Source organism: Novosphingobium sp. GW821-FHT09E05, assembly GCF_059416165.1.
The window spans coordinates 884,892-909,753 of sequence record NZ_JBWKOQ010000001.1; the positions used below are offsets into that span (position 1 = coordinate 884,892).

The window sequence follows — 24,862 nt, forward strand, 5'->3', positions numbered from 1 at the left end:
GTGGATCGCTTCTTCATTTACAAGCCAGTCTTCGGCTGGGTCATCGCCGCGTTCATCGCGCTCGGCGGCCTGCTGGGTCTGATGAACTTGCCTATTGAGCAATATCCCTCGGTGGCACCGCCCTCGCTCAACCTTGCCTATACCTATACGGGCGCTGACGCACAGACGCTTGACCGCAACGTCACCTCGGTGATCGAGCGTGAAATGAATGGCATCGATGGTTTCCTTTATATGGCGTCGACCAGCCGGTCGAACGGTTCAGGCGGGCTCACGCTGACGTTTAAGTCCGGAACCGACCTCAACGTCGCCCGCAGCGAAGTGCAGGATCGCCTCAACAAGGCGGAATCGCGCCTGCCGCAGGCGGTGCGGCAGATCGGCATCACGATCACCGACAACAGCTCGGGCTTCCTACTGCTGCTTGGCATCTCCTCGCCCGATGGATCGATGTCGCCGCTCGAGGTCGGCAACTACACGAGCAACAACATCGTCAACGAACTGCGCCGCTTGCCCGGTGTCGGCGACGTAACCCTGTTTGGCTCCCAATATGCGATGCGCATCTGGCTCGATCCGGCAGCGCTTTCAGGATATGGCTTGTCTCCGGTCGAAGTGCTCGCTGCGGTCCAAGAGCAGAACAGCCAGACCGCCGGCGGCGGACTTGGCGAACAGCCGATCACGCGCGAGGCGGAGTTCACCGCCAAGATCGTGACCCAGAGTCGTTTCTCGACGCCCGAACAGTTCGGGCAGATCATTATCAAATCCAACCAGGACGGCTCTACCGTCCGCCTGAGCGATGTCGCCAGGATCGAGCTCGGCGCAGAGAACTACAGCTTCAAAGCGCGCCTCAACGGTAAAGAGATCGCGGGTATGGGCATCGCGCTTGGTGCAGGCGCAAATGCCGTCGAAACCGCTGACGCGGTCCGCGCCCGGATGGCTGAGCTCCACAAGAATTTCCCGCCGGGCCTCACATGGAACGTCGCGTCGGACAATACGCCGTTCATCACTGCGTCGATCGATAGCGTCATGACCACGCTGGTGGAGGCCATGGTGCTGGTGTTCATCGTCATGTTCCTATTCCTGCAGAACTGGCGCGCGACTTTGATCCCGGCCGTGGTGGTTCCGATCGCGCTTCTGGGCGCGTGTCTCGGCCTCTATCTTTTCGACTTCTCGATCAACACGTTGTCGTTGTTCGCTATGGTGGTTGCGATCGGCATTCTCGTGGACGACGCGATCGTCGTCGTTGAAAATGTCGAGCGCATCATGACCGAGGAAGGTTTGCCTCCCCGGCTCGCCACGATCAAGGCGATGGGACAGATTCGCGGCGCGATCATCGGCATTACGCTGGTGCTGATCGCAGTGTTCGTGCCGATGGCCTTTTTTCCCGGATCGACCGGCGGCATCTATCGGCAATTTTCGGTTACGCTGGCGATCTCGATCTTCTTCTCGGCTGTGCTCGCACTGACGCTGACCCCAGCGCTGTGTGCCACCCTGCTCAAGGCGCATCCTGAGAACTACGATCCGGTCGAGCCCAAGCTCGGCATCCGCGGCTGGCCGCAGCGCTTCTTTGACTGGTTCAACGACAAGTTCTCTCGTGCCACCGATCGTTACGCAGGCGGTATCATAGGCATGATGAAGGCGCCGTTCCGCTGGCTCGCCGTCTTCGCAGTGATGTGCGTCGTGACTTTTCTGATGTTCACGCGCCTGCCCGGTGGTTTCCTGCCCACCGAGGATCAGGGCTATTTCATGGTCAATTATGACGCCCCGGTCGGTGCGACCATGCAGCGCACTGAAACGGCAGTGACTGAGGTCGAAGGCTATCTGCGCAAGCAGCCGCAGGTGCGCAACATCATCACCTTGCTCGGGTACAACGCCTATGGCCAAAGCCAGGGCGCGGCGCTCTCGTATGTCGACCTCAAGCCTTGGGAAGAGCGAATAGCGGACGCCGATTCGGTCGAGACGCTGATTGCGGGTGTCCAGAAGATCGCCTTCGACATCAGCAGTGCGACGGTCTTCGCGATAAACCCGCCGCCGATACAGGCGCTTGGCAACGCCACCGGCTTCTCGATGAAGATCGAAGATCGCTCGGGCACGGATCGAGCAGGGCTGATCGCCGCTCGCGACGCGATCGTCGCAGCGGCGGCCAAGGATCCGATCTTTTCGCAGGTCCGTCCGGACGGTCAAGGCGATGCGCCTGAACTCTTCCTCTCGATTGACCGGGTGAAGGCACGGGCGATGGGCTTGTCGATCGATGCGGTCAACCAAGCGCTCGCGATCAGCTTTGGCTCGTCCTACGCCAATGACTTCACCAAGGAAGGCAATACGCTGCGCGTCTATGTCCAGGCCAATGCCTCGGCCCGGATGACACCCGAGAACATCATGGCGCTGCGTGTGCGCGGCGCCGATGGTCAGATGGTGCCCTTCAGTGCCTTCGCCCGCGGGAAATGGCGCGCAGGGCCGATCCAGCTCGAACGCTTCAACGGCTATCCGTCGCTCACCATATCGGGATCGGCAGCTCCGGGTCAGTCTTCGGGCGCTGCGCTCGAAGAGATGGAGCGGATCGCAGGCGAGCATCTGGGCGGTAGCTTGGCCTATGAATGGACCGGCACCGCCTATGAAGAGAAGCAGGCGGGCGGGCAAATCGGGATGCTGCTCGGCCTGTCCGTCATCGTCGTGTTTCTGCTGCTTGCAGCTCTTTACAACAGCTGGGGCATTCCAGTGTCCGTGCTGCTGGTGGTACCCTTCGGCATATTGGGCGCGGTGCTCTTCACGATGCTGCGCGGCTTGTCGGCCGACGTCTATTTCAACATCGGCCTCATAACGATCATCGGCCTGGCCGCGAAAAATGCGATCCTGATCGTCGAGTTCGCGATCGAGGACGAGGATCGCGGCAAGTCACCCGACGCTGCGACCGTCGAAGCCTCGCGACAGCGCCTGCGTCCGATCCTCATGACCAGCCTCGCCTTCATCCTTGGCATGGTGCCGCTGGTGATCGCTTCAGGCGCCGGTGCGGCCAGCCGTCAGGCAGTCGGTACCGGCGTCATGGGTGGCATGATCATCGCGACGGTGTTCGGCATTTTCTTTACCCCCATCTTCTACCTCCTGGCTCGGCGATATCTTGCGAAAAGGCGCGACCCGGAAGGCGAGGATGCCAAGTGGCAGGCCGAGCGTGGCCAGACGGGAGACGCCCATGCGTAAGGCCATTCTCCTCGTCAGCGCGGCACTGGCCGGCTGCAATCTGGCGCCGCGATACCGCCCCCCCCTAGCGCCGATTGCGGCAACCTATCCTACCGCGCCGACAGCTGCCGAAGCGGGACAGAGCGCTGCCAAGCTCGGCTGGCGGGGTTTCTTCCTCGATCCGCGGCTTCGGGCGCTGATCGGCACCGCGCTCAAGCGCAACCGTGATCTGGCGCAATCCTATGCGCGGATCGAGCAGGCCCGCGCGCAGTTCCGCGTTCAGGAGACACAGCGTCTCCCGACGGTCGAAGTCAACGGCAGTGGCACCAAGTCACGCCAGCCTGCCGCCGCGCTCGGTCCTGGCGGTGCCTTGGGCAGCGGTACTGGCGCAGCCACAGCGTTTGAGTTTGAACAATATTCCGCAGATGTCGGCGTCAGCGCGTTCGAAATTGATCTTTGGGGCAGCGTGCGAAACCTCGCCCAAGCGGAACGCCAGCGCTATTTCGCCTCGATCGAGGGCGCGCGCGCGTTTCAGTTGTCCTTGATCGCTCAGGTCGCCTCGGTCTATTTCGACATTCGCGGCGGTGAAGAGCGGATCAAGCTTGCTGAGCAGAGCCTGGAAGGCCGGCGTGAAGGTGTCCGGATCGCGCAATTGCGGCTCGATGCAGGCGTCACATCGACGGTAGACTATGATCAATCGGTGCTCCTGCTCACCCAGGCACAGACAGAACTGGCCGATATACAGCGCACCACCGAGGTCGCGCGCAACCTCCTCGACGTGCTGGTGGGCGGGCCGATTTCGGGGGTACTCCCTGAGCCGGTCTCGGGCGGTGAGCAAATTCGCAGCATTGAGCCGGATCTACCGTCCGCCTTACTCGCGAACCGTCCCGACATCCTCCAGGCTGAGCATCAGCTGCGCGCTGCGAACGCCAATATCGGTGCAGCGCGGGCGGCCTTCTTCCCCAGTATTTCGCTGACCGGAAGCTATGGCTTTGCCTCCAACGCGCTCGACACGCTGTTCAAGGACCGCACCCAGTCGTGGAGTTTCGGTGGTTCGCTCAACCTGCCGATCTTCGACTGGGGCCGACGCCAGGCACAACTCAAGCTGAGCAAGGCGCAAGCCGACGAACTGTCCGCCGCCTACCAACGCGCGGCCCAAGGCGCCTTCCAGGAGGTCAGCGACGGCCTTGTCAGACGCCGCCGCTATGCTGAGCAGATCGTCGCGCAAACGCAGACCTTCGAAACCCAGCAACGGCTCGCCCGCACGGCGCGCCATCGATATGATAATGGCATAGCCATCTACCTCGAGGTCCTCGACGCCGAGCGCAACCTCTTCTCGGCCGGACAGCAGCTCATCCAGTTGCGGGCGCTCGAACTGCAGAATTCTGTCAGCCTTTACGTCGCTTTGGGCGGTGGGCTGGAAAAGATGGCATCTGCCTCGCCATGATCGACGCAGACCCCGGCTCGTTTTCCAAACCAGTCACCCCGCGCTTTCCAGTCGGAGGCGCATCATTTCAAAAAGGGTAGGTTTCATGAAAAAGCTTCTGTCCACGGAGCCCTGTTTTCGGCTGTGCTGCTCTCAGGTTGCGCCATCGATCGTGGCGAACGCCGCGCTGGAAGGCGCTGCAATTGGCGCCGCTGGTGGTGCAGTGGTCGGAGCCATCACCCAAGACGGCCGACGCCGGGATGTTTACCGCGACAATCGCGGTCGTAAATATTGGAGCGTTGACCGGGGTCGACGCCACCGCGTCCGCTGAACCTGATTGCAAAATCCACCGGATGGTATCGGCGCGATGGTCCTGCCTGGTCTTTCGTGTCGAGGCCTCACGCAATCAGAACTGTGCCAAGCAAGCCGCCGCTGGGGCAGCCGATTTTCGGCATTACGCAGCACCACTGGCGGCCCGTTACCCTCGCCCATATAATGAATGCACTCGCCCCTCCAGTCGAAGGTCGTCAAGGGCTTAGCGCGCGCTTTCGGGAATGACGATTCCAAGCCGATGGGCGTGAGTGAGTTCGAACACCGCAAGCTCACCGATGCCGCGTGCGACGACGAACGTACTCTGAACCGTCACCAGGACTTCTTCTTTAGCGCGGGACCCAGCGCCCCCCACGGTAGCGCCGACCTTTCGTTCGATAGCGGCCAGCGCGGCGAGCGGCTTCCGCCGCAATTCTGCTACGAATCAGACATTCGCCTATCGACCCAGCCTTGCCGGGCCCGTGCCGCTGTTTGTTATCTCTTAGAACGTCCGGTGTTAGGCTTTAAGCGGCGCTTTCGATGCAGGGTTAGGAATGACGGCAATGTCCCACTTTAAGGCGATGAACGAAGGACCGGAATCGGGCGCCTGAGTTTGGCTCGGGAACGAGCGCCAGGGCGGACCGTTCATGCTGCGCGGCACTGGGGAGATGCGCAATAAGCTCGCTTTTTGATCAGCCTCAAAACTTTCGGCGTAGCTCGACGAACCAGCTCCGTGCGTTGCCGATGTAAGCGCCTTTCGGGCCGGTGAAACCAGAAACCGCATAAAACTTGTCGAAGATGTTCTCGATACGGAACTTGGCGCCAAAAATCCCGAAATCGTGCGAAATCGTGGCATCGAAAACGGTGAAGGGCTTCAGCCGGTCGCCGCTGCGATCGATCTGCGAGGACACGTACTGGCCACCGACCGAGAACGCGGTGTCGATTGCGGCAACCTGGTAGCGGGTCCAGAACCCCGCCTTGTTCTGCGGCGCATTGGGGAAGCGGCCGCCGACGGAGCGATCCACCGCCTGTCCTTCGACCGAGCCGGTCACGCGGGTATCGTTGTAGGCGTAGTTGGCCGAGACGAGCCAGTCCTTGGTGATGTCGGCGGTCAGCGTCGCCTCAATACCCTTGCTGGTGACTTCGCCGATGGGGGCAAGCTGGTCTATTCCATTCACGGCATCCTGGCTGTCGTCAATCTGCAGAACATTGCGCCGCACGATGCGATAGGCTGCCAAGGTAGCCTGGATGCGTCCGTCGATCAGGTCGGTCTTGGCGCCCACTTCCCACTGGCTGCCGGTCTCGGGTGCAAAGGGACCGCCTGCAAGAGGCGATTGGTCGGTCACGCTCTGGGGTTCGAACGCCTCGGACCAACTGGCGTAAAGCGAGACGTCCTTGCGCGGCTTGTAGATCGCGCCAGCGCGCCAGGTCGTCGCCGCGGCGCTGGCTTCTGCGCCTTCGATATAGTCGGCGTCGTCGAACCAGTCGCGGCGCAGGCCTGCGACCAGGATCACGTGCTCGCCAAGTCCCATCTGCTCCTGCAGGTAAACACCCCGGCGCAGTGCCCGCGCGTCCGAGTAGGACGGGGCGACGTTCGACAGATCGGGGCGGCTGTCCGTCGTGTAGTCAGGGTCGATCAGCGAGCGAGTGGGAACGCTGCGGGTAGCGTAATTGGTACCGCTCGAATCCTCTCGATACCAGTCACCTCCCAGCAGGATGGTGTGGTCAATCGACCCGGTCGAAACCTTAGCGACGAGGTTGGCGCCGAACGAAAGCCCCTCCACCTTGCGCTTCTGGTCGCGGTACTCGCGGGTGATGGTGTCGTAGACGCCGTCAGCATCCGTATCGCGCAGAGCGACCGGCTCGTGGTACTTCTGGTTCTCGTCATACTTGAACCAACGCGCAGCGGCATTGAAAGAAAGTGCGTCGGTCAGCTTGCTGTCAAGCCGGGCCTGGGTAACGAGGCCGTTGTAGCGGATGTAGTCATCCGGGTCGTTGTGGTTCCAGCTGCGCTTGGCGTAGAAATTGCCATCGGCATCGATCGGAATGCCGCGCAGACGATTACCCGGCAGGTTCTGATCGTAATCGGTTAGCTGCACCGTCAGCTTGGTATCCGGTGCCAGCTTCACGGCCAAGCCGGCATCGCCCACAAATGTACGGCTGCTGGCCTTGTCGCGATAGCTGTCCATGTCCTCGTAGAACAGGCCTGCGCGGGCAGTGATGTCGCCCGCTGCATCAAGCGGCCCCGTCACGTCGGCCGATCCGCCGTAGCGGTTGCGCCCGCCCCCGATCACGCGCACGTTTCCGCCGAACACGTCGCCGGGCTTCTTGGTAACGTAGTTGATCGTGCCGCCTGGAGAGCCCGAACCGTAGAGCATTCCGGCCGGTCCCTTGAGGAACTCCACCCGCTCGATGGTGAAAAGCTGGGGCACTGAAAACGTCTGGAACGGATCGCCGCGAAGCCCGTCGTAATAAGTCACGTCCTGGCTGAAGCCGCGATAGGTGACAGTGGCGTAATTGTCGGCGCTGACGCCGGGCACGTTGCGATACAGATCGCGGATATCGCGCGCGCCCTGGTCCTCGATCATCTCACTGTTGATGACCTGCACCGACTGCGGCACGTCCATGGGGTCGGCAGCGATCTTTCCGATCTCTGTAGTGGTCACGCGATAGAGTTTCTGCGCTCGCGCGGTTACGACGATGGTATCTCCGGCATCATCGGCGCCAGGTGCCTCATCTGCAGAGGCGGGGGCGGCAATGCCAAGCATCAGCGGGATTGCGGCTACGCACGACGCAAGCGAATGCGCGCGAGACGGCGAAAAGCAACGTGGCACTATTTAGTCGACCCCTATTCGCGAAAAGCGGTGTGCTCTCCGAAAAAGGCGCGTGCCGGTTGGCGTTGCGAGCCCCAATTTCCTCTTCAGCGCGTCCGCTAATGAGAGTGTATCGCATTAGCAAGTGCTTTCCTGTATTCTTTCAAGATTGGTGCACGAACCACGCTCAGAGCACTCGGCAAACGAGGGGTCGATGCTGGAGGGAGGCCAGCCACTCGGGTCGTTGATTGCCGACCGCAAGCATGGACCTGCCACGCTATCTCATCCGTAACCTACAGACCTTGTCCAGACCTCAGAATTCGAATTCCGCGAGATAGAAAGGATAGGTCAGGCCGGAAGCGCTGTTTCCCCAAGGTGCAACTCCAATGCCCCTATGCCGTTGCCATCGATTTCAGCAGTCGGATCTCATACGGCAGCTTCCGCCGTAACCCGCTGTTACGGCGCCAGCTGGGAACGGCGAGAATGTCCCAAAAGCGGGGCCTTGTCGTCTACCATCTCATGAACGAATGGGCGGTCGGTAACGGTAAGTCGATTGCGACCCTAAAAGGTAGAAATGTCCGCGTGGCTAGCGTCAGGCTCCATCGACTGTAAGAGTATTATTTTATTTATCATAATGTTGAAGATAGTCAGGAGTTCGCCCTCATCTTGAGGCCAGCCCGGCAGTTCTGCCTCGCAAAGAGCCCATTCCACGTCTTTTTGCTCCAGTTCACGGATTCTGATGGCATCCGGCATTCTAATCTCCAGTCAAACGGCCGCCGAGGTACAATGATGGCCGAGCTTTATTCGAGGAAATGAACTTATTGTAAGTTCCGCTATTGTGCCGTTTTGCCCAATTCCAGTTAGCGCCTTAAGCGGCGATGCGAGGCAAGCCGCATAATCACATTGGTTTGCCTGTGAAGTCTGAGTCCGTGTCTGGTCCGCCCTGAGATGATGGGATGCTCGCGGAAGGCCACATACCACGACCGAAGAGGTTCCTCGGAATTGCAGACCGGCGAGGCTCCGGGAACCCGAACATGCGGCGTTGGACGGCCCAGTCGAGGGGGATATGCGCCGATGCCAGAGTCCTGCGGTTCAGTCCGGTTGGTTGAGTCCCATCAACTATTGCGGCAACAATATCGGGAGCGAGGTAATTCAACCGGATGAGGCGAGAAAAATAGCCTGGAGTGCGGCCAAACCGCAGCGCCAAACCTCTGAGGTCAAGTTCGCGATGGGCCTCGAATAAGCCCTGCGCCGAGCGGGCGCTACGAAGCAGCAGGTTAAGTTGCTTGTCAGGCTTTCGTATAACAGTCAGATCAGCCGGCTGTGCGGAGAAAGAAGGCCAACGTTCGGGGGCGATGACGCTGACGGGCACTTCGATAGCAAAGCGCGCATTGCTCGTCGGCCAGTCCGCCGGTCGAGCAACGAATGTGCCTTGACCATCCCATTCGAGAAATCGCCGGAGTTCGATCGGACGAAGATGCATTGTCAGTGCTTCTGGTGAGACATCGATCCGCATGAACAAAGCAGCGAAGAGGGGCGCTCTCTGATCCGGAGGTGTCTTCCCGAGCCGATTGGCAGCACAATTCCCACTTGATGCGATCCTATCGAGTTCGCTACCGAACAGCCCGTGAGTGCGGAGGGCTCCGCGCAATTTGCTCCGGTCGGCGAGGAATGCACCGAAAGCCGCTAGTGCGACGGCGTCCAGTCGGTCCGCGCGCGACCGGTAGACGCGGCGATATTCAGCCTGTGACCACTGTGCGTTGCTCGATACATAGAAGTTATAAGGACGGCCGTCAGCCGAGTTGACATCGAGTAGCATGTGGCGGCCCAGATCGTCCCACAAAATGCCGGCGAGGAAGTGATTTGTGCCGACGCTGGCGGGGCCTTTACGCGTGCGCGCGGCGGCAAGATCGCAGGCAGCGCGCCAGGTCTCACGGTCGATGATTGCCTCGTGCCGACCCGGCCAATTTTGCTCGTGGCCGCGGATTTCTCCGTTGTAGATCGGGTTGCGCAAGATGTTGTAGACCGAGCCCGGACTCAATGGCTTACCTCCCCGAACAGTTCCGTTGCGCGCCGACTTTTGCGAACTGCAAAATCCGGCTTCGCGCACCGCTGTCATCACGGCGGTATAGGTCCCGCAGCGAAGGAATGCTGTGTAGATGAAGCGTACAATCTCTGCTTCTGCCTCGACAACCACGAGCGCGCCCTCGCGGAAGTCGTAACCGAACGGAGCAAAGCCGCCATGGATTTGGCCATGTCGCTTTCGGGTACGTATGCTGTCACGCACGCGCTCAGCAATCAGCTCGCGCTCGAATTGCGAAAAGGTCAGCAGCACGTTCAAGATCATACGTCCCATGCTGTCGGTGGTGTCGAACGCTTGGGATACTGAAACGAGGCCGACCGACCGCCGGTCGAAAATTTCAACCAGTCGGACGAAATCCAGCAGGCTGCGCGTGAGCCGGTCAATTTTGTAAACCACAACCGTGTCGATCTGGCCGGCCTCAATATCGTTCATGAGGGCAGCGAGCGCTGGCCGCTCCAATCCACTGCCCGAGTGACCGCCGTCATCGTAACGCCGAGCGAGCGCGGTCCAGCCGCGATATTGCTGACTTGCGATGAAGGCTGCGCAAATCTCGTGCTGAGTGGTGAGCGAATTGACCTCGTGCTGGAGGCGGCTGTTGGTACTTTTGCGTGTGTAGATCGCACAGCGCTTAAGCGCAGTCGGCAGGTTATCTGGCATTGGCTGTCTCCAATTGCAAACGGCCTCCAAGCTATACTGGCGAATTTTCCTAAAATCGGAATCGGTGATTTCACCCTCAACTAACGTCATGGCGCCGAAAGGAGGAGAGTCGCGAATGTCTCATTCAAGGCGATCAACGAAGGGCTGGAATCGCGCATCAGCTTTTGGCCGGTCATGATCGGAGTCAGTGCGCTGGTGGCCGTAGCGGCTGCGATACTTGGGTCCGTTCCGCACGGCATCCTAGAAGTCGTGGTCGAAGTCGCGAATTCGGCGGTCGCAACGTTTTTGGCTGGGAGCTTCCCGGCCGGGCCTAACGGTGCCTTCGATAGGGCTCGCAGGCGATGCCATCGTTGTCGCCATCGAGCATCGGGTTATAGCCGGGTTCACCCCTGTGGACCGGTGCTGCGCCCGCCGCGCGAGCCTGGGCGCAGCTGCGCCACATGCCCGATGTGGCCGGCGCCGCTGCTCGTCGCGAGATGCTGGCGGGCGGATCCGCAGCCGCAGGGACGCTGCTGCTACGCGGATTTGCCGCACGGTATTCCGAAGGGGTAACGAATTCCGACGCCCAGATACCAGCCCCTGCTGTTCTGCTGGCGGTCTGGCGCTGAACGTACTCGGCCGGAGCGTGCTCGAGTGTGATGGCGAGGCCGCGGCTGAGCATTTCGCCCGCGACATCGACGCCGCTCGCCCGGCAGGTGGCGACAGTGCGGCCATAGACATCCTGATCCCGCGCCGTGCAGGTCAATTGGCGCCCGTCGACCATTGATCGCAGTGCGGTCGCGGCATCTCCGCCGCAGCTCCAGTTGGTATAGCGGATCTTGCAGGTCTGACGGTATTCGGGGGCATCGATGCCGAACAGGCGAACCTCCCGATTGCCCACGCGCAGCGAATCGCCGTCGATCGCCCGCGCGATGCCGGTGAAATCCTGCGCCTGCGCCGCCTGGGGCAGGAAGCAGCCAAGGAAGGCGGCGGCAAATGCAAGACGGATCATCTTGGGCCTCAAAGCAATGTTGGAGAGGAGGGCGTGCGTTGACGGGGTTTGGCCCAAGGTTCGGGCGTGGCATCCACCAGCAGCTGTCCGTCCCAGATCCGGCATAGCGCGAAAGCCTCCTCCGGCGTTCCATGTAGCCACGCGTCCCAGGCGTCGCGGTGCAGAATCGTCGGCATCCGGTCGTGGACCTCCGCCATGAACGCACAGTTGCCGACCATGACCATCGAATAGGCGTCGCCCCATTCGCTGGTCGGCCGCCAGATTCCCGCTACCGCGAACGGTTCGTCGCCGGGCACGGCATACCAGGTCCGGGTCATCCGTCCCTCCTCCCCTTGCGCCTCCGCCCAAGCGCTGACCGGGATCAGGCAGCGCCGGTTGACGAAGCTGTCGCGCCAGAACGGGGTTGCCAGCTTGTCCTCGCGGGCATTGTTGACCGTGCGCGGCTTGATCGGAAGACCGGTACGCTTGCTCTTCATGGCCCGAGGAAACCCCCATGTCATCGACCGGATCTGACCGCCGGCGACGACGAGACCCGGATAGCCCGGGTAGATTTCCTCCGCCACGTTGGGTGCCGGCCCGGTCTGCGCGGCGAACAGCCCGGCAATGGCGTCGGTCGGCGTGGTCAGGCGATACAGGTTGCAGATGGGCGTGCTCCTCTCGCCAGGCACGATAACCGTCGATTTCCGCTTGGCAATCGGGGCCAGTCTGGCGCCGGTGATCGCAGACAGGTCCATCGTCTTAGCGTCTTCGCACCGGGCAGTTCGGATCAAGCGGGCGAGAGGCTTGCACCGGATTGCAGGGGCTTGCAGCTTTTGCGGCGAACCCAATCCCCTGCCGGACGTTGATCCGACCATGAAGAACATTGAATTTCCGGATGGAACGGCAGTGCCTGCCCTGGGCCAGGGCACATGGATGATGGGCGAGGAGCGCGGCCGGCGGGCCGACGAGATCGCCGCACTGCAGGCAGGCCTCGATCTCGGCCTGACGGTGATCGACACGGCCGAGATGTATGCCGACGGCGAAGCCGAACGTGTCGTCGGGGAAGCGATCGCGCACCGCCGGGACGAGGTCTTCCTCGTCAGCAAGGCCTATCCGCAGAATGCATCGCGGGCGCGCCTGCGGCAGGCGTGCGAAGCGAGCTGCAAGCGCCTGCGCACCGACTGGCTTGACCTCTACCTGCTGCACTGGCGGGGCAGCGTGCCTCTCGCGGAAACGGTCGAGGCGATGGAAGCCCTGGTCGCAGCGGGGCTGATCGCGCGCTGGGGCGTGAGCAACCTCGATACCGAAGACATGGCCGAGCTCGAGTCGGCCGGGGGCCGGACCTGCATGACCGACCAGATCCTCTACAATCTCACCCGGCGTGGTCCCGAGTTCGACCTGATCCCGTGGCTGGTACAGCGTGCGATCCCGGTGATGGCCTATAGCCCGGTCGAGCAGGGCCGGCTGCTGGGTCACCGGGCGCTGGCGCAGATCGTGGCCGAACACGGGGTGTCACCGGCGCAGGTCGCTCTCGCCTGGCTGCTGCGACAGCCCGGAATTCTGGCGATACCCAAGGCCTCCTCGCTGGCGCACGTCCGTGACAATCGCGCCGCCCTGGACCTCGATCTCACTGCGGACGACATCACGCTGCTCGACCGAAGTTTCCCAGCGCCAACGAAGCGGCGCCCGCTCGAGATGCTCTGAGTGGGCGAGCGTCGGCCCGCTTAACGTCTCGGTGCGCCGCGGGCAGGTTGGGCACTGTCGAAAATCCAGTTCAGGTAGGCGGCGATACGCACACCGCCTTGCTTGAGACGATCGTCGACTTCGGTCCGGTGCTGGTAGGCATAGTCCCAGGAGAGCGCGGGATCGACCGGATAGATCGTTTTGCGCAAGGCGATGCTCTCATGGATCCACACGGCGGGATCGCGCTGATTCCAGGCAATCACCTGCGCGGGCGTGATCGAGCGCGATAGCCACTTGGCGTACTCGGAATACGATAGCGAACGCTGCTCGATCAGCCCTGAATCCCAAACCGAGTGCAGGTTGGTCGGCTTGCCGAACCACGTGACGGTGACGGTATTACCACCGCGATCGGTGCTGGCGCCGTCGTGCAGCGGCTGATGCAGATCGCCGATGATGTGGACGATGAAGCGCAGCGCCAGGCGCTTTTCGTCCGCAGACGCCTTGGGATCGCGCAAGGTGGCAGTGAACCGCGACAGCGCCGTCATCGCATCCCCCTCTGCCGGAGCATCGGAGGACTGGTAGTCGTCACCTTTCACGGTGACATAGTGCCAGGGGCTGGCCTGCTTCTGCCAGAAGGTGTCGGGATCGGATTTCATGTCATCGGGCCAGGTCGCCGCCTCGGCCAGGTCCTCGGTGCCGAGCAGCGACCGGACATGGGCGCGGGCAAGCCCGCTGAGGTTCTCGTCGGCGATGGCGCCGGTGATGCGGTGGCCGATCGGTCCCCAGGCATAGGCAGGAGAGGCGACGGCGAGCGGCAAGGCAATGAGGATCAGTTTACGCATGCTTCTCTCATAGAGGAGGCGAGGCGGCTTGAAACCCTATCTGCGGCGGCTTGCCGGCAAGGTGCTAGCGATATCGCTCGCAGGCGGACTGGGTATGGAAGGCGGGCTCGCCGTGCCCGGCGTAGATGTCCTGCAGCAGCCAAGTCCGTTCGCTTTCCATCTCTCCCTCGGTGATGGTCTTCCCCCAGAAGCGCATGGCCGCGTCCCAGCGATAGCCGCGCGCCTTCAAGGCATCCTTGCCCTCGAACGGGGCATCGACGGCGTTCACACGGTAGCTCGGCCGCTCCGAGCAGGCGAGCAGCTTGGCGAGGATCGTCTCGCCGTCCGGGGCGGCATGGCCGAGCAGATAGATGAGCGCGAGGATGTCGTTCTCGGCGCGGTGGCCTTCGAAGAACCACCCGCACTGCGCGACGAGGTAGCCGAGAGCCTTCCCGTCGAAGCCCAGCTCCAGCCAGTCGAGTTCGGCCATCGAACAGGCCCAGGGCCGGCCGGCCACCGCCGGGAGCCGGCGATCGACGAAGGGCCGGTCGAAGGCGGCATTGTGAGCGACGATGAGGTCGGCGGAGGCGAGGATTTCGACCGCGGCGGTTTCGTCGATCGCCTGGCCTGCGAGGTCGTCATCGGTAAGGCCGGTGAGCTTCGTGATCCGGGGGTCGAGGGGCTGCTGCGGATCCTCGCGCCAGACCCGCGGTGTGCCGATCTGCACGATCTGGCCGAGTTCGTCGAAGCGGAAGCGCTGCACGGCCAGTTCGATGATCTCGTCGTTTTCGCGGTCGAGGCCGGTCGTCTCGACATCGAGCGCAATGCCGATCCGCGTCTTTCCCTGGGCTGGCCCCGCATGCAGGCGATCCACCGGCACGAGCCGCCGGAGCACGCGGAAGTCCGGGTGCGCGGCGAGGGCACGCGCGGCGTCTGCCAGCAGGTCGATCGGGGGAGGCGCCATAGCGGGGTGATAGCCACGCCAAGCGCTGTGTGAAACCCCGCCCCGCGCTTACCGCCCGGAAAACGCCGTGCGCATGGTCAGGGCTAGGCGGCGCTGCGCGGATCAATGGAAATCGTGGCTACGGATCGGCACGAGATCATCCAGGTTTGCAGCAGTACCAAAGGGCGGTGAGGCCAGCGTCCGGCCCCGCGGCCATGACGGGTCGCGCGGATCCGGACCGCCGCCGTTGCTCGCCCCATCGCCGCGCCCCGGCGCCACCGCAAAGTCGGTGTGGGCGATCGAACGCAGCATGTCGTCGTGATCGATGATGCGGTCGCAGATGACGTGGATGATCTCGCCTTCCTTCTGCAGTCGGCCGCGCATCGCGATCATCGACGTGGACATGATCTGGCGCCGGTAGATTTCGAACTTGTTGGGCCACAGGATGCCGTTGGCGATCCCGGTCTCGTCCTCGATCGTCACGAACAGGATACCCTTGGCCGAGCCGGGCCGCTGGCGCACCAGGATAACTCCGGCGACCTCGATATTGCGACCATCGGGGACCAGGCCAAGATCGGCGCAGGGCACGATGCCCATGGCATCCAGCTCGGCGCGCAGGAACTGCAGCGGGTGCCCGCGCAGCGACATCTGGAGCGAGCGGTAGTCCTCGACTACTTCGCGCCCCTCGCTCATCGCCCGCAAGCTGACGTCCGGCTCGACGCCTTCGGGCGAGAACCGGGCCTCGCGCTCATCGGCCGCCGCGAAGAGCGGGAGCGGCGCTTCGCCGAGGCCCTTGACCTTCCACAGCCCCTGGCGCCGATCCTCGGCGAGGCAGGAAAAGGCGTTGGCCTCTGCAAGCCGCTCGATAGCCGCGCGCGGCACCCCGGCGCGGCGCCAGACCTCCTCGACGCTCTCGAACGGGGAGGGGCCGCGGGCGGCGACGATCGCGGCGCCGTGGATGTTGGCAAGCCCGCGTACCTGCCGGAAGCCGAGACGGACGGCGAGATATCGCCCTCGCCCGGGTTCGAGCGAGCAATCCCAGTGACTGTGGTTGATCGAGACGGGCCGTACCTCGACGCCGTGGCTGCGGGCATCGCGCACGATCTGCGCTGGTGCATAGAAGCCCATCGGCTGCGCATTGAGCAGGGCGGCGCAGAAGACGTCGGGATGATGATGCTTCATCCAGCAGCTCGCATAGGCGATCTTGGCGAAGGAGGCGGCATGGCTCTCAGGAAAACCATAGGAGCCGAAGCCCTCGATCTGCTTGAAAGTGCGCTCGGCGAAGTCCTTGGGGTAGCCGCGCGCAACCATGCCGCCAACGAGCTTGTCGTAGAAGTGGCTGACCCCGCCGGTGAGCTTGAAAGTCGCCATCGCGCGCCGCAGCTGGTCGGCCTCGGCGGGCGTGAAGCCGGCCCCGACGATCGCCACTTTCATCGCCTGTTCCTGGAACAGCGGCACGCCGAGGGTCTTTTCCAGCACCGCGCGCAGCTCTGCCTTGGGGTACTCGGGCGTCTCTTCGCCTTCGCGCCGGCGCAGGTAGGGATGGACCATGTCGCCCTGGATCGGCCCGGGCCGCACGATCGCCACTTCGATGACGAGATCGTAGAACTTGTCGGGCTTGATGCGCGGCAGCATCGACATCTGCGCGCGGCTTTCGATCTGGAAGACGCCAAGCGTGTCGGCCTCCTGGATCATCGCATAGACGTCCGGGTCGTCGTCCTGCAAGTCGGCCATGCCGACGCGGACGCCCTTGTGGGTCTCGAGCAGGTTGAAGGCCCGGTTCATGCAGCCGAGCATGCCCAGGCCCAGCACGTCGACCTTCATGAACTTCAGGGCATCGATATCGTCCTTGTCCCACTCGATGATCTGGCGATCCTCCATGCGCGCCGGCTCGATCGGGACGAGATCGTCGAGCCGCTCCTGCGTCAGCACGAAGCCGCCCGGGTGCTGCGACAGGTGGCGCGGCGTGCCGATCAGCTGCCGCGACAATTCCAGCGTCAGGCGCAGGCGGTGGTCGTCGGCGTTGAGATTGAGGCTCTCGATCTGTTCGTCGCCGATCCCGTCCACCGACCAGCCCCACACGAGGCCGGTGAGCATCTTGGTAAGATCGCGCGGCAGCCCCAGCGCCTTGCCCACTTCCGCGACCGCGCCGCGCGTGCGGTAGCGGGTGACGACCGCGGTCAGCGCCGAGCGGTGGCGCCCGTAGGTCTCGTAGATCCACTGGATGATCTCCTCGCGGCGCTCGTGCTCGAAATCAACGTCGATATCCGGCGGCTCCTTGCGCTCGCCCGAGACGAAGCGCTCGAACAGCAGTTCGTGTTTGATCGGATCGATCGAGGTGATGCCCAGCATGAAGCACACGCAGCTGTTGGCGGCGGACCCCCGCCCCTGGCACAGGATGCCGCGCCGCCGGCTTTCCGCGACGATGGCATGGACGGTCAGGAAATAGGGGGCATAGCCGAGCTGGGCTATCAGCCGCAGCTCGTGATCGATCTGCTTGCGGTAAGCCTTGCCAAGCCCGTAGGGGAACATGCGCAGCGCCGCCTCCTCGGTCAGCGCGGCAAGGGCCTGCTGCGCGGTGCGCCCCGCCATCACTTCCTCGTAAGGGTACTGGTACTGGATCTCGCCGAGATCGAAGCGGCATTGCGCGGCGATATCGGCGGTGGCGCGAATGGCGTCGGGGAAGGCGGCGAAACGGCGCTTCATCTCTTCAGGGGATTTCAGGTCCCGGTCCATGAACCGCTCGCGCCGGAAGCCTAGTGCGTCGATCGTGGTCCGCTCGCGGATCGCGGTCATCACGTCCTGGAGCGGGCGTAGTTCGGCCTGGTGGTAGAGCACGTCGCCGGTCGCGACGCTGCGGATACCGGCTGCCCGGGCCAGGGCATCGAGACCGTGCAGCCGCGCCTGGTCGCCCGGCCGGCGGCGCAGCGACAGCGCGCAGTAGCCGCGACCTCCGAACACGGCGCGCAGGTCCGCGAGGTGCTGCGCTGTTCGCGCGTCCGGCATGTCCGGGAGCAGGATCGCGATCAACCCTTCGCCGCGCTCGGCAATGTCGCTCCATTCCAGAAGGCACCGTCCCTTGCCGCCGCGGCCCTTGCCCAAGGACAGCAGGCGCGTGAGCCGCGACCAGGCAGCGCGATCGGCGGGGTAGAGCAGCAGCGCGCGGCCATCTGTCAGGTCGATGCGCGAGCCCGCGACCATGCGTACGCCCGTCTCCTTTTGCCCCGCCCATCCGCGGACTACCCCGGCAACCGTATTATGGTCGGCAAGGCCCAGCGCGCCATGCCCGAGGGCCGCGGCAGCCGCGAAGAGTTCCTCTGGCGCGGAAGCGCCGCGCAGGAACGAGAAGTGGCTGGTGACCTGCAGTTCGACGTAGGTCGCCATCAGCCGAACACGCCGTGGAGATACCAGCTGAGATCGCCCGTCGGTGCATCGATGCCGTCGCCGCGCCGAAACAGCCAGAAGCGCTCGCCGCCCCCGGTCTCGACCATGAAGTAGTCGCGCACCGCCCACATTTCGCGGGCCGAGCGCCACCATTCACCGTGGACGCGCTCGGGGCCTTCGCCTGCCGCGACCCGATAATCCGTCCCGCGCCAGGAAAAGCGGCGAGGGGCATGATCGGGCAGCAGCGCGACAACGTTGGAGAGTTGCTCGGGGTGCCTCAGCAGGCGGACAGGGCGGCGCCAAACCGGCCATCCCAATGTCGTTGCCAAGGGCGCGGTGCGGCGCACCGCACGCTCAGGCACGTCGCTCTCGACCGCGCTCACACGGAACAGCGCCGCATCGCCGGCCCGGCCGGCCAGCTGGTCGACGAGGGGGGCAACATCGGGCGCGTGCGCGGTGTCGAGGAGGCCGGATGCGATGGCGACCGGTTGCAGGTCCTCGACGCGCGGCGCGGCGAGCTGCATCACCTCGATGCCGAGCCCCGGGTCGATCCGTTCGACGCGCATCGCGAACATGCGCGCCAGATGCCTGGCGTCGCGTGTGGCGCGCGCGGTGCCCACGGCGATCCGCTGCGCCAGCCCGTCCACCCGCTGGCAGGTCAGGACAGCGGTGCGCAGGCCCAGCCGGCGGCCTTGCAGACCGTGCACCAGATCGCAGAGGAGATCGCCGATGACCTGGTTGATCGCATCGGCCGTGATGATCGGCTCCAGCAGCCGGCGCTCAGCACGCGGTGCCTCGAACGGGACCACGGGCACGATCGGTTCCGCCACCAGGCCTCGTGCCTGGTCGAGCCGCTCGACGGCCTTCAGCCCGAGACGTTTGGCGAGGGGGCCGCGCGGCATCGCATAGAGATCGGCGATCCGCTCCAGACCGAACCGGCTTGCCGTCGCCAGGGTATCGGCAGGGAGGCGCAGCGCCGCCAGTGGTAGATCGGCGATCGCCTGGGCCTCGGCGCGCGGCGGCAGGAGAGTCACGGCGTGTCCGCCGAAGCGGGCGAGGGCATGCGCGGCGCCCGGCGTTCCGGCGATGGCGATGCTGGCGGTGAAGCCGAGACGCTGGAGGAACCGCAGGACCCGCCGGCAGAAACGTGCCTCGCCGCCGAACAGATGGGTGGTCCCGGTCACGTCGAGCCACAGGCCATCAGGATCGCAGGTGCTCGCCGTCGGCGTCCAGTGGCGCACGGCGTGAAGCGACAGGCGTTCGAGCCACGCCGCGTCGGCAGCCCGGTCGGCGTCGCGCACGTCGAGGTCGCTTACCAGTGCCCTCGCATGGGCGGCGGCCATGCCAGGGCGAAGGCCGAGCTCCAGCGCCGCGGGGCAGGTGGCAGTCACGACGTCGCGCTGACCGCTGCGCGCGATGAGCACCACGGGCTTCGTCCAACGACTTGGGTGGCTATGGACCACGCGCACCCGCGATGGCGCGCAAGATGGCACGCCGTCGTCGGGAGCCATCGCCCTGAAGGGATGATCGGCGCTCTCGCTGCGTCGCCCCATCTCACGCATGGTGGGTCGCTGGTGCGCCGGCAAGGCGTCGATATCGGCCTGCGCCGGCGCGGTGCCGAGTGCCCCCTGCGCCCAGCGCGCACCCGGCCGCCAGCCGCCGCCGCGCGGCACCGAGCAGGCACCGGGATCGTCGTCGATGGGGGGCAGGAAACGGGGGGCCAGCGCCGCCGCGTCAGGCGGCGCGGATGGCCGCTCCAACCGTCGTAGTCGCTCGATCGGCAACTGCGGCAGGTAGAGCGAGGCAACCCTGGTCATCGCAGGCCTCGACGCAAAGAGAAAAAGGATTGCCGCCGCGCTGGCGGACAAGTTCAACGGACCACTGCCCCCGTCCGATGCCGGCATGGGGAAGCGGCGCGGACGGCGCGCATCCGATGCTCCAGCGCGTCATGGCGGCGGATGGCTGGATCAGCGGACTACGCTCGCGAGACCTATGCCGCCGGTAGAGCAGCATGGGAGTTCGCCCGTCGGAGGCGGCAAGCTGCAGCCGCCGGGTAGCGGTTTGATCGGCTGCTCTGACCTCGGCGATTACGCAGGCCAGCGACCCGTCACGTAAGGCATCTTCGGCAAGTGCCAGCACTTCGGCGTCTTTCGTCCCTTGCGCGTAGAGCACCTTGTCGGGGCCGAGGCCGATCTGCTCGAGGCCGGGCGCGTAAAGGTCGAAGCGGCTGAGCGCCCACAGCACCGTCATGCCTGGCCTAACAGCAAAGCGCGCGGCGAGGCCGGCGGCGAACAGCGTGGCGGCGGCATCGTCGCTCCAGCTGGCACTCGCGCCGGCTATTTCATGCAGCGCGGCACCATCCAGGCCGCCGGCCGCGAGCCGGGAATCGATGTCCGGCACGCCAAACGGCAGCACCGGACCACGCATGGCCTGGACTTGCGCGACCTGCGCGCGCAGCGCGGCGAGGTGTTCGGCGGGCAGCCGGGAGGGAAGGGCAGTTTGCAGGATCATTGGTCAATAGCGACTCATGTGTTCGCTATATGTTCCAACTTTGACCGTGTTCCGTCAAGGCGTCAGCTAACCCAAATCCGGGGAGCGAGTGGCTAAGCAATGGGCTGAAAACGAAAAAGAATTCGAGCAGCGCCTATGCGCGCACTAGTGCTCTCAGAGGCTCGCAAGCGCTCAGGATTTGGGCCGGACCGGGCGTTTGCGGGGGCTTTCGCCCCGCTTGCGCGGCGCGGCCGCCTCCGAAAGTTCGATGCACAAGGGCGCATGGTCGCTGGTCTTTTCCCATCCGCGTGGCCGGGTGTCGACCTCTGCGGCGACCAGTCGCTGTGCCGCGACCGGGTTGAGCAGGGCATGGTCGATCCTGAGCCCCGCATTGCGCTCGAAGGCGCCGCGCCAGTATTTCCAGAAGGTGTAGATGGTCTCGTGCGGATGGAGTGTACGCACCGCATCGGTCCAGCCCTGCTTGAGGAGACGGGCATAGGCGGTGCGCACTTCTGGGGCGAAAAGTGCATCTTCCTGCCAGCGTTCGGGCGCATAGACGTCGAGATCGGTCGGCATGACGTTGAAGTCGCCCAGGCAAACGACCGGCGCGTCCAGACCGATGAGCCCGGCGAGATGGTCGTGGAGCCGATCGAACCAGCGCAGCTTGAACTCGAACTTGGGGCCAGGGCGCGGATTGCCATTGGGCAGATACAGTCCGCAGATCAGCACGCCATTGACGGCCGCCTCGATATAGCGGCTCTGTTCGTCGGCAAGGTCGCCGGGCAAGCCGCGGCGGGTTTCATGAATCTCGCCGACACGGCTCAGGATGGCGACGCCGTTCCACCGGCTCTGCCCATGCCAGATCGCCTCGTAGCCGGCATCCCGGATCACGCTTTGCGGAAAGCTCTCGTCAGGTGCTTTCAGCTCCTGGAGGCACACGATGTCGGGTGCGGCGATTTCCAGCCATCGCAGCAGGACGGGCAGGCGGCCGTTGATCCCGTTCACGTTGTAGGTGGCGATCTTCATGGCGTTTGCAAAGCGCGGTGGCGCCGAAGGGTTCCTCGTACGTTGAGCCGGGACGGCTGAACGCACTCATGCCGCGAGCAGACGTTCACCCTCGAGCTTACGAACGGTGGTTTCAGTGCTGAAGTGGGGCATTTGACGGCTCGTGGTAAGCGCTCGGCAGGGGTAAGCTGATCATGAGTGCCGCCATCAACTTCCGCTATCCTCGACCGAATAGAACATCGGATTGCGCATCCACTCGTTGACGGCGCTCTCGCGCCAGCCCGCGCAGCGCGCTGCGATCCGCAGCTGCCTGGGAAAGGTCCCGCCCTGGATCTTGCGATAGAGCGTCGCGCGTGAAAGTCCGGTGCGGTCGAGCACGGCGTTGAGGCGAAGGATACGGTCGGGGGTGTTCTCGGTCACGGTGCTGTCTCCCGGACAGGCGTAGGCGGCATTGCCTCGCGAAGACAGCATTTGAGATGGCTCCGATGCGGTCAAGATCGTGGGATTCCGCAGGTTTTACGCCATTATATCCTGTGCTTGGCGGTCGTCTCCGAGGCTGCTTGGGGCTGCGACAGAAATATTTTCAATGCCGTTTCGGGCGTCCCTCGGCCGGTGGCCGGGCCGGGCTCTGCTTTCCGCTTCGCGTCGGTCGAGCCGCCTTGCGGCGTCTCGCCGGCATGGCCGCTGCGATCCCTGACGCGAAGGGCGGCCCTGCGTGGCGGTCCGGGCGGGGCGCGGGTGCGCCCCGGATGCGGACGCCGCGGGTGCGCGGCGGCGCTGGGCCTTCGGCCCCAAGGTGGCGGGGGGCGTCGCTACCCCCTAGCCCCGCCTCGGCGCGGCGCAACCTGCGCTGCGCTCAGGTCCTCCACTGCGTTGCGGCCTTTCAGGTGCGCCCCGCCTTCAGCCGGCGGGGCTTTTCGGTTCGCTCCTGCCGCCCCCCGCCACCCTGGCGCCGGTCAATGGCGGTTGAGGAAAGAGTGAAGGAGCATGTCCGAACGTCAGAGCCTCTATGGCGAGGTTACCGCGCGCATCATTGCCGAGCTGGAAGAGGGCCGGTTGCCGTGGGTGCAGCCCTGGGACGCGAGCAAGTGTCCGTGCATGATGCCGGCGAATGCGGTGTCGGGGCGGGTCTACTCGGGGATCAATGTGCTCATCTTGTGGGCGGCGGGTGTCGGGGGCGGGTTCTCCTCGCAGCGCTGGCTCACTTACCGGCAGGCGGCAGCGGCGGGCGGGAACGTGCGGCGCGGCGAGAAGGGGACGGTGATATGCTATGCGGATCGCTTCACCCCCAAGGACGAAGCGGCGCGTGCGTTGAGCGAAGGCGGCGAGGTGCGCACGGTGGCGTTCCTCAAGCGCTTTGTCGTCTTCAACATCGATCAATGCGAAGGGCTGGATGAGGGTCTGGCGGGTGGTTCGGCGCTACCCGATCCGGTCCTGGCGATCGCCGAGGCGGATCGGATCATTGCCGGGTCGGGGGCGGACTTCCGGATCGGCGGCAGTGAGGCGTTCTATGCGCCGGGCCCGGATTTCGTGCAGGTGCCGCCGCAGGTTGCCTTCCGGGAGCCGATCAACTGGTATCGCACCGCACTGCACGAGCTCGGTCACTACGTCGGCGGCAAGGGCCGGCTGGAGCGCGATCAGTCCGGAGTGTTCGGTTCGGCAACTTATGCCCGCGAGGAACTCATCGCGGAAATGACGGCGGCGTTTGCCTGTGCCTCGCTGGGTATCCAGCCCACGGTTCGCCACGCCGATTACATCGGCGCATGGCTTGAGGTCCTCAGGGCGGATGACAAGGCGATCTTCCGGGCAGCGAGCGCGGCCAGCAAGGGGGCGGACTGGTTGCTCGCCTGCGGGGAGGACCGGCCATGAGCCGGCAGCCTTCCCGCCGGGCCCTGCTGCGCGCCGAGCGGCGGGGGCTCAGGCAGATGACGCCGTTCCAGCGCGAGGTGTTTCTGGCCTTGCGCATCGAGACGGTGACGTATGCCGATCTTGCCCGGAATCACGGTGTCGGGATGGCGGAGATCGAGGCGGCGTTCACCCAGGCGCTGCTGATCCTGATGCGATCCGTGCGCGAACGCGAACGCGAGCCATGGTGGCGCCGTCTGTGGCCATGGTGAAAGGTTCCCGCCGCCCGGTGGCTTGCCATCGGGCGGCGGGGACGACAGGGTAGGAGGCACCATGCGAAGCGATCTCGACCATCTTCCCGCCAACAAGCAGCGCGAGCTCGCGCGCGTGCTCCAGCTCGTCTTCGAGGAATTCGAGGACGGCATCGCGCTCGCCACCCACGACTGGAAGAAGAAGGGGCGTATCCTCAAGGTCGTGCTCTACGGCTCCTATGCGCGGGGCGGTTGGGTCGATGAGCCGCATACCGCCAAGGGCTACAAGTCCGACTACGACCTGCTCGTCATCGTCAGCGACAAGCGCCTGACCGACCGGGTCAAGTACTGGGCCAAGGTCGATGACCGGCTGATGCGCGAGTACGGCATCACCGGCACCCTCAAGACCCCGGTCAATCTGATCATTCACACCCTGCAGGAAGTGAACGACGGGCTCGCCCACGGTCGCTATTTCTTCATGGACATCGCCAAGGACGGCATCGCGCTCTACGAGAGCGACGATACGGCGCTGCACACGCCCAAGCCCAAGACGCCCGAGGCGGCGCTGGCGATGGCGAAGGGGTATTTTGAGGAGTGGTTTCCGAGTTCAGCGGAATTCTTTGACGACTTCGCATCAAACCGCGATCGCCAGCGCTTCAACAAAGCAGCTTTTGAACTTCATCAGGCGACCGAACGCCTCTATCACTGCGTCCTGCTTGTGACGACGTTCTACACGCCCCACGTGCACAATCTCGCATTCCTGCGCACCCAGGCCGAGCGCCTTGACCCCCGGCTTGTCTATGTCTGGCCGAACGACAATCACCGCCACCGCGCCATGTTCGAGAAGCTCAAAGAGGCTTACGTCAAGGCGCGCTACTCCAAGCACTATACCATCACTGCGGAGGAGCTGACCTGGCTGGGCAAGCAGGTCGAGGAACTCGGCCGCGTGGTCCAGGCCATCTGCAGCGAGCGCATCGCCAAGCTGGAGGCGGATGCGCCGGTCGGCTGAAC

At 64.2% G+C, this 24,862-nt stretch carries 18 protein-coding genes; 6 read left to right on the forward strand and 12 right to left on the reverse strand.

Annotation, left to right across the window (positions count from 1 at the left end; all coding sequences use genetic code 11):
• Positions 1-3,192, forward strand: coding sequence for a multidrug efflux RND transporter permease subunit (locus AC07M9_RS04100; RefSeq protein ID WP_494881526.1), 3,192 nt, complete (start codon positions 1-3; stop codon positions 3,190-3,192).
• Positions 3,185-4,618: an efflux transporter outer membrane subunit gene (locus tag AC07M9_RS04105; protein ID WP_494881528.1), complete on the forward strand. Its 1,434-nt coding sequence runs from the start codon at positions 3,185-3,187 to the stop codon at positions 4,616-4,618. The genes AC07M9_RS04100 and AC07M9_RS04105 overlap by 8 nt, the downstream gene beginning before the upstream one ends.
• Before the next feature lie 986 nt (positions 4,619-5,604).
• On the opposite strand, the gene AC07M9_RS04110 is transcribed toward AC07M9_RS04105, so the two are convergent.
• The 5 genes from AC07M9_RS04110 to AC07M9_RS04130 form a co-directional block, all read right to left on the reverse strand.
• Complete coding sequence (locus AC07M9_RS04110) at positions 5,605-7,674, reverse strand: TonB-dependent siderophore receptor (protein WP_494881530.1); 2,070 nt, start codon at positions 7,672-7,674, stop codon at positions 5,605-5,607.
• Between the two features lie 606 nt (positions 7,675-8,280).
• Positions 8,281-8,472 carry a hypothetical protein gene (locus AC07M9_RS04115; RefSeq protein ID WP_494881532.1) on the reverse strand — a complete coding sequence of 64 codons (192 nt, stop codon included), beginning with the start codon at positions 8,470-8,472 and terminating at the stop codon, positions 8,281-8,283.
• A 145-nt stretch (positions 8,473-8,617) separates the two neighbouring features.
• A complete protein-coding gene (locus AC07M9_RS04120) occupies positions 8,618-10,459 on the reverse strand; it encodes a recombinase family protein (protein WP_494881534.1) in 1,842 nt (613 codons plus the stop codon).
• A gap of 310 nt (positions 10,460-10,769) precedes the next feature.
• A complete protein-coding gene (locus AC07M9_RS04125; protein ID WP_494881536.1) occupies positions 10,770-11,450 on the reverse strand; it encodes a thermonuclease family protein in 681 nt (226 codons plus the stop codon).
• 8 nt (positions 11,451-11,458) lie between these two features.
• Positions 11,459-12,094: an SOS response-associated peptidase gene (locus AC07M9_RS04130; RefSeq protein ID WP_494883885.1), complete on the reverse strand. Its 636-nt coding sequence runs from the start codon at positions 12,092-12,094 to the stop codon at positions 11,459-11,461.
• Positions 12,095-12,302: 208 nt separating this feature from the next.
• On the opposite strand from AC07M9_RS04130, the gene AC07M9_RS04135 reads away from it, so the two are divergent.
• The gene (locus AC07M9_RS04135) at positions 12,303-13,133 is read left to right on the forward strand and encodes an aldo/keto reductase (RefSeq protein WP_494881538.1); all 831 of its coding nucleotides are present in this window, start codon (positions 12,303-12,305) and stop codon (positions 13,131-13,133) included.
• A gap of 20 nt (positions 13,134-13,153) precedes the next feature.
• Here AC07M9_RS04135 and AC07M9_RS04140 read toward each other — a convergent pair whose 3' ends face one another.
• From AC07M9_RS04140 to AC07M9_RS04170, 7 genes are all read right to left on the reverse strand, one after another.
• Positions 13,154-13,954 (reverse strand): S1/P1 nuclease, encoded by an 801-nt coding sequence (locus AC07M9_RS04140; protein WP_494881539.1) that lies wholly within the window; start codon positions 13,952-13,954, stop codon positions 13,154-13,156.
• 64 nt (positions 13,955-14,018) lie between these two features.
• Positions 14,019-14,897, reverse strand: coding sequence for a 3'-5' exonuclease (locus AC07M9_RS04145; RefSeq protein WP_494881541.1), 879 nt, complete (start codon positions 14,895-14,897; stop codon positions 14,019-14,021).
• A gap of 102 nt (positions 14,898-14,999) precedes the next feature.
• On the reverse strand, positions 15,000-18,260 hold the full coding sequence (locus tag AC07M9_RS04150) for an error-prone DNA polymerase (protein ID WP_494881543.1): 3,261 nt from the start codon (positions 18,258-18,260) through the stop codon (positions 15,000-15,002).
• Positions 18,260-20,077, reverse strand: a complete 1,818-nt coding sequence (locus AC07M9_RS04155) for a DUF6504 family protein (RefSeq protein ID WP_494881545.1) — start codon at positions 20,075-20,077, stop codon at positions 18,260-18,262. The genes AC07M9_RS04150 and AC07M9_RS04155 overlap by 1 nt, the downstream gene beginning before the upstream one ends.
• On the reverse strand, positions 19,995-20,771 hold the full coding sequence (locus AC07M9_RS04160) for an ImuA family protein (protein ID WP_494881546.1): 777 nt from the start codon (positions 20,769-20,771) through the stop codon (positions 19,995-19,997). Before AC07M9_RS04160 ends, AC07M9_RS04155 begins: the two co-directional genes overlap by 83 nt.
• A 171-nt stretch (positions 20,772-20,942) precedes the next feature.
• Positions 20,943-21,776, reverse strand: a complete 834-nt coding sequence (xth, locus tag AC07M9_RS04165; protein ID WP_494881548.1) for an exodeoxyribonuclease III — start codon at positions 21,774-21,776, stop codon at positions 20,943-20,945.
• A gap of 186 nt (positions 21,777-21,962) precedes the next feature.
• Complete coding sequence (locus AC07M9_RS04170) at positions 21,963-22,175, reverse strand: helix-turn-helix transcriptional regulator (protein WP_494881550.1); 213 nt, start codon at positions 22,173-22,175, stop codon at positions 21,963-21,965.
• Positions 22,176-22,742: 567 nt separating this feature from the next.
• Between AC07M9_RS04170 and AC07M9_RS04175 the strand changes: the two genes are divergently transcribed.
• The 3 genes from AC07M9_RS04175 to AC07M9_RS04185 all read left to right on the forward strand — a co-directional run bounded on the left by AC07M9_RS04175 (position 22,743) and on the right by AC07M9_RS04185 (position 24,860).
• A complete protein-coding gene (locus tag AC07M9_RS04175) occupies positions 22,743-23,624 on the forward strand; it encodes an ArdC family protein (protein WP_494881552.1) in 882 nt (293 codons plus the stop codon).
• On the forward strand, positions 23,621-23,872 hold the full coding sequence (locus AC07M9_RS04180; protein WP_494881554.1) for a sigma factor-like helix-turn-helix DNA-binding protein: 252 nt from the start codon (positions 23,621-23,623) through the stop codon (positions 23,870-23,872). The genes AC07M9_RS04175 and AC07M9_RS04180 overlap by 4 nt, the downstream gene beginning before the upstream one ends.
• Before the next feature lie 61 nt (positions 23,873-23,933).
• On the forward strand, positions 23,934-24,860 hold the full coding sequence (locus AC07M9_RS04185; protein ID WP_494881556.1) for a HEPN domain-containing protein: 927 nt from the start codon (positions 23,934-23,936) through the stop codon (positions 24,858-24,860).
• The last annotated feature ends 2 nt before the right edge of the window (positions 24,861-24,862 follow it).

Coding starts and splice junctions, on each gene's coding strand:
- AC07M9_RS04110 (WP_494881530.1), bottom strand. CDS start 7,674: ATGCTTGGCATTGCCGCCCCCGCCTCTGCAGATGAGGCACCTGGCGCC.
- AC07M9_RS04105 (WP_494881528.1), top strand. CDS start 3,185: ATGCGTAAGGCCATTCTCCTCGTCAGCGCGGCACTGGCCGGCTGCAAT.
- AC07M9_RS04125 (WP_494881536.1), bottom strand. CDS start 11,450: ATGATCCGTCTTGCATTTGCCGCCGCCTTCCTTGGCTGCTTCCTGCCC.
- AC07M9_RS04115 (WP_494881532.1), bottom strand. CDS start 8,472: ATGCCGGATGCCATCAGAATCCGTGAACTGGAGCAAAAAGACGTGGAA.
- AC07M9_RS04120 (WP_494881534.1), bottom strand. CDS start 10,459: ATGCCAGATAACCTGCCGACTGCGCTTAAGCGCTGTGCGATCTACACA.
- AC07M9_RS04155 (WP_494881545.1), bottom strand. CDS start 20,077: ATGACCAGGGTTGCCTCGCTCTACCTGCCGCAGTTGCCGATCGAGCGA.
- AC07M9_RS04175 (WP_494881552.1), top strand. CDS start 22,743: ATGTCCGAACGTCAGAGCCTCTATGGCGAGGTTACCGCGCGCATCATT.
- AC07M9_RS04145 (WP_494881541.1), bottom strand. CDS start 14,897: ATGGCGCCTCCCCCGATCGACCTGCTGGCAGACGCCGCGCGTGCCCTC.
- AC07M9_RS04160 (WP_494881546.1), bottom strand. CDS start 20,771: ATGATCCTGCAAACTGCCCTTCCCTCCCGGCTGCCCGCCGAACACCTC.
- AC07M9_RS04140 (WP_494881539.1), bottom strand. CDS start 13,954: ATGCGTAAACTGATCCTCATTGCCTTGCCGCTCGCCGTCGCCTCTCCT.
- AC07M9_RS04135 (WP_494881538.1), top strand. CDS start 12,303: ATGAAGAACATTGAATTTCCGGATGGAACGGCAGTGCCTGCCCTGGGC.
- AC07M9_RS04185 (WP_494881556.1), top strand. CDS start 23,934: ATGCGAAGCGATCTCGACCATCTTCCCGCCAACAAGCAGCGCGAGCTC.
- AC07M9_RS04150 (WP_494881543.1), bottom strand. CDS start 18,260: ATGGCGACCTACGTCGAACTGCAGGTCACCAGCCACTTCTCGTTCCTG.
- AC07M9_RS04180 (WP_494881554.1), top strand. CDS start 23,621: ATGAGCCGGCAGCCTTCCCGCCGGGCCCTGCTGCGCGCCGAGCGGCGG.
- xth (WP_494881548.1), bottom strand. CDS start 21,776: ATGAAGATCGCCACCTACAACGTGAACGGGATCAACGGCCGCCTGCCC.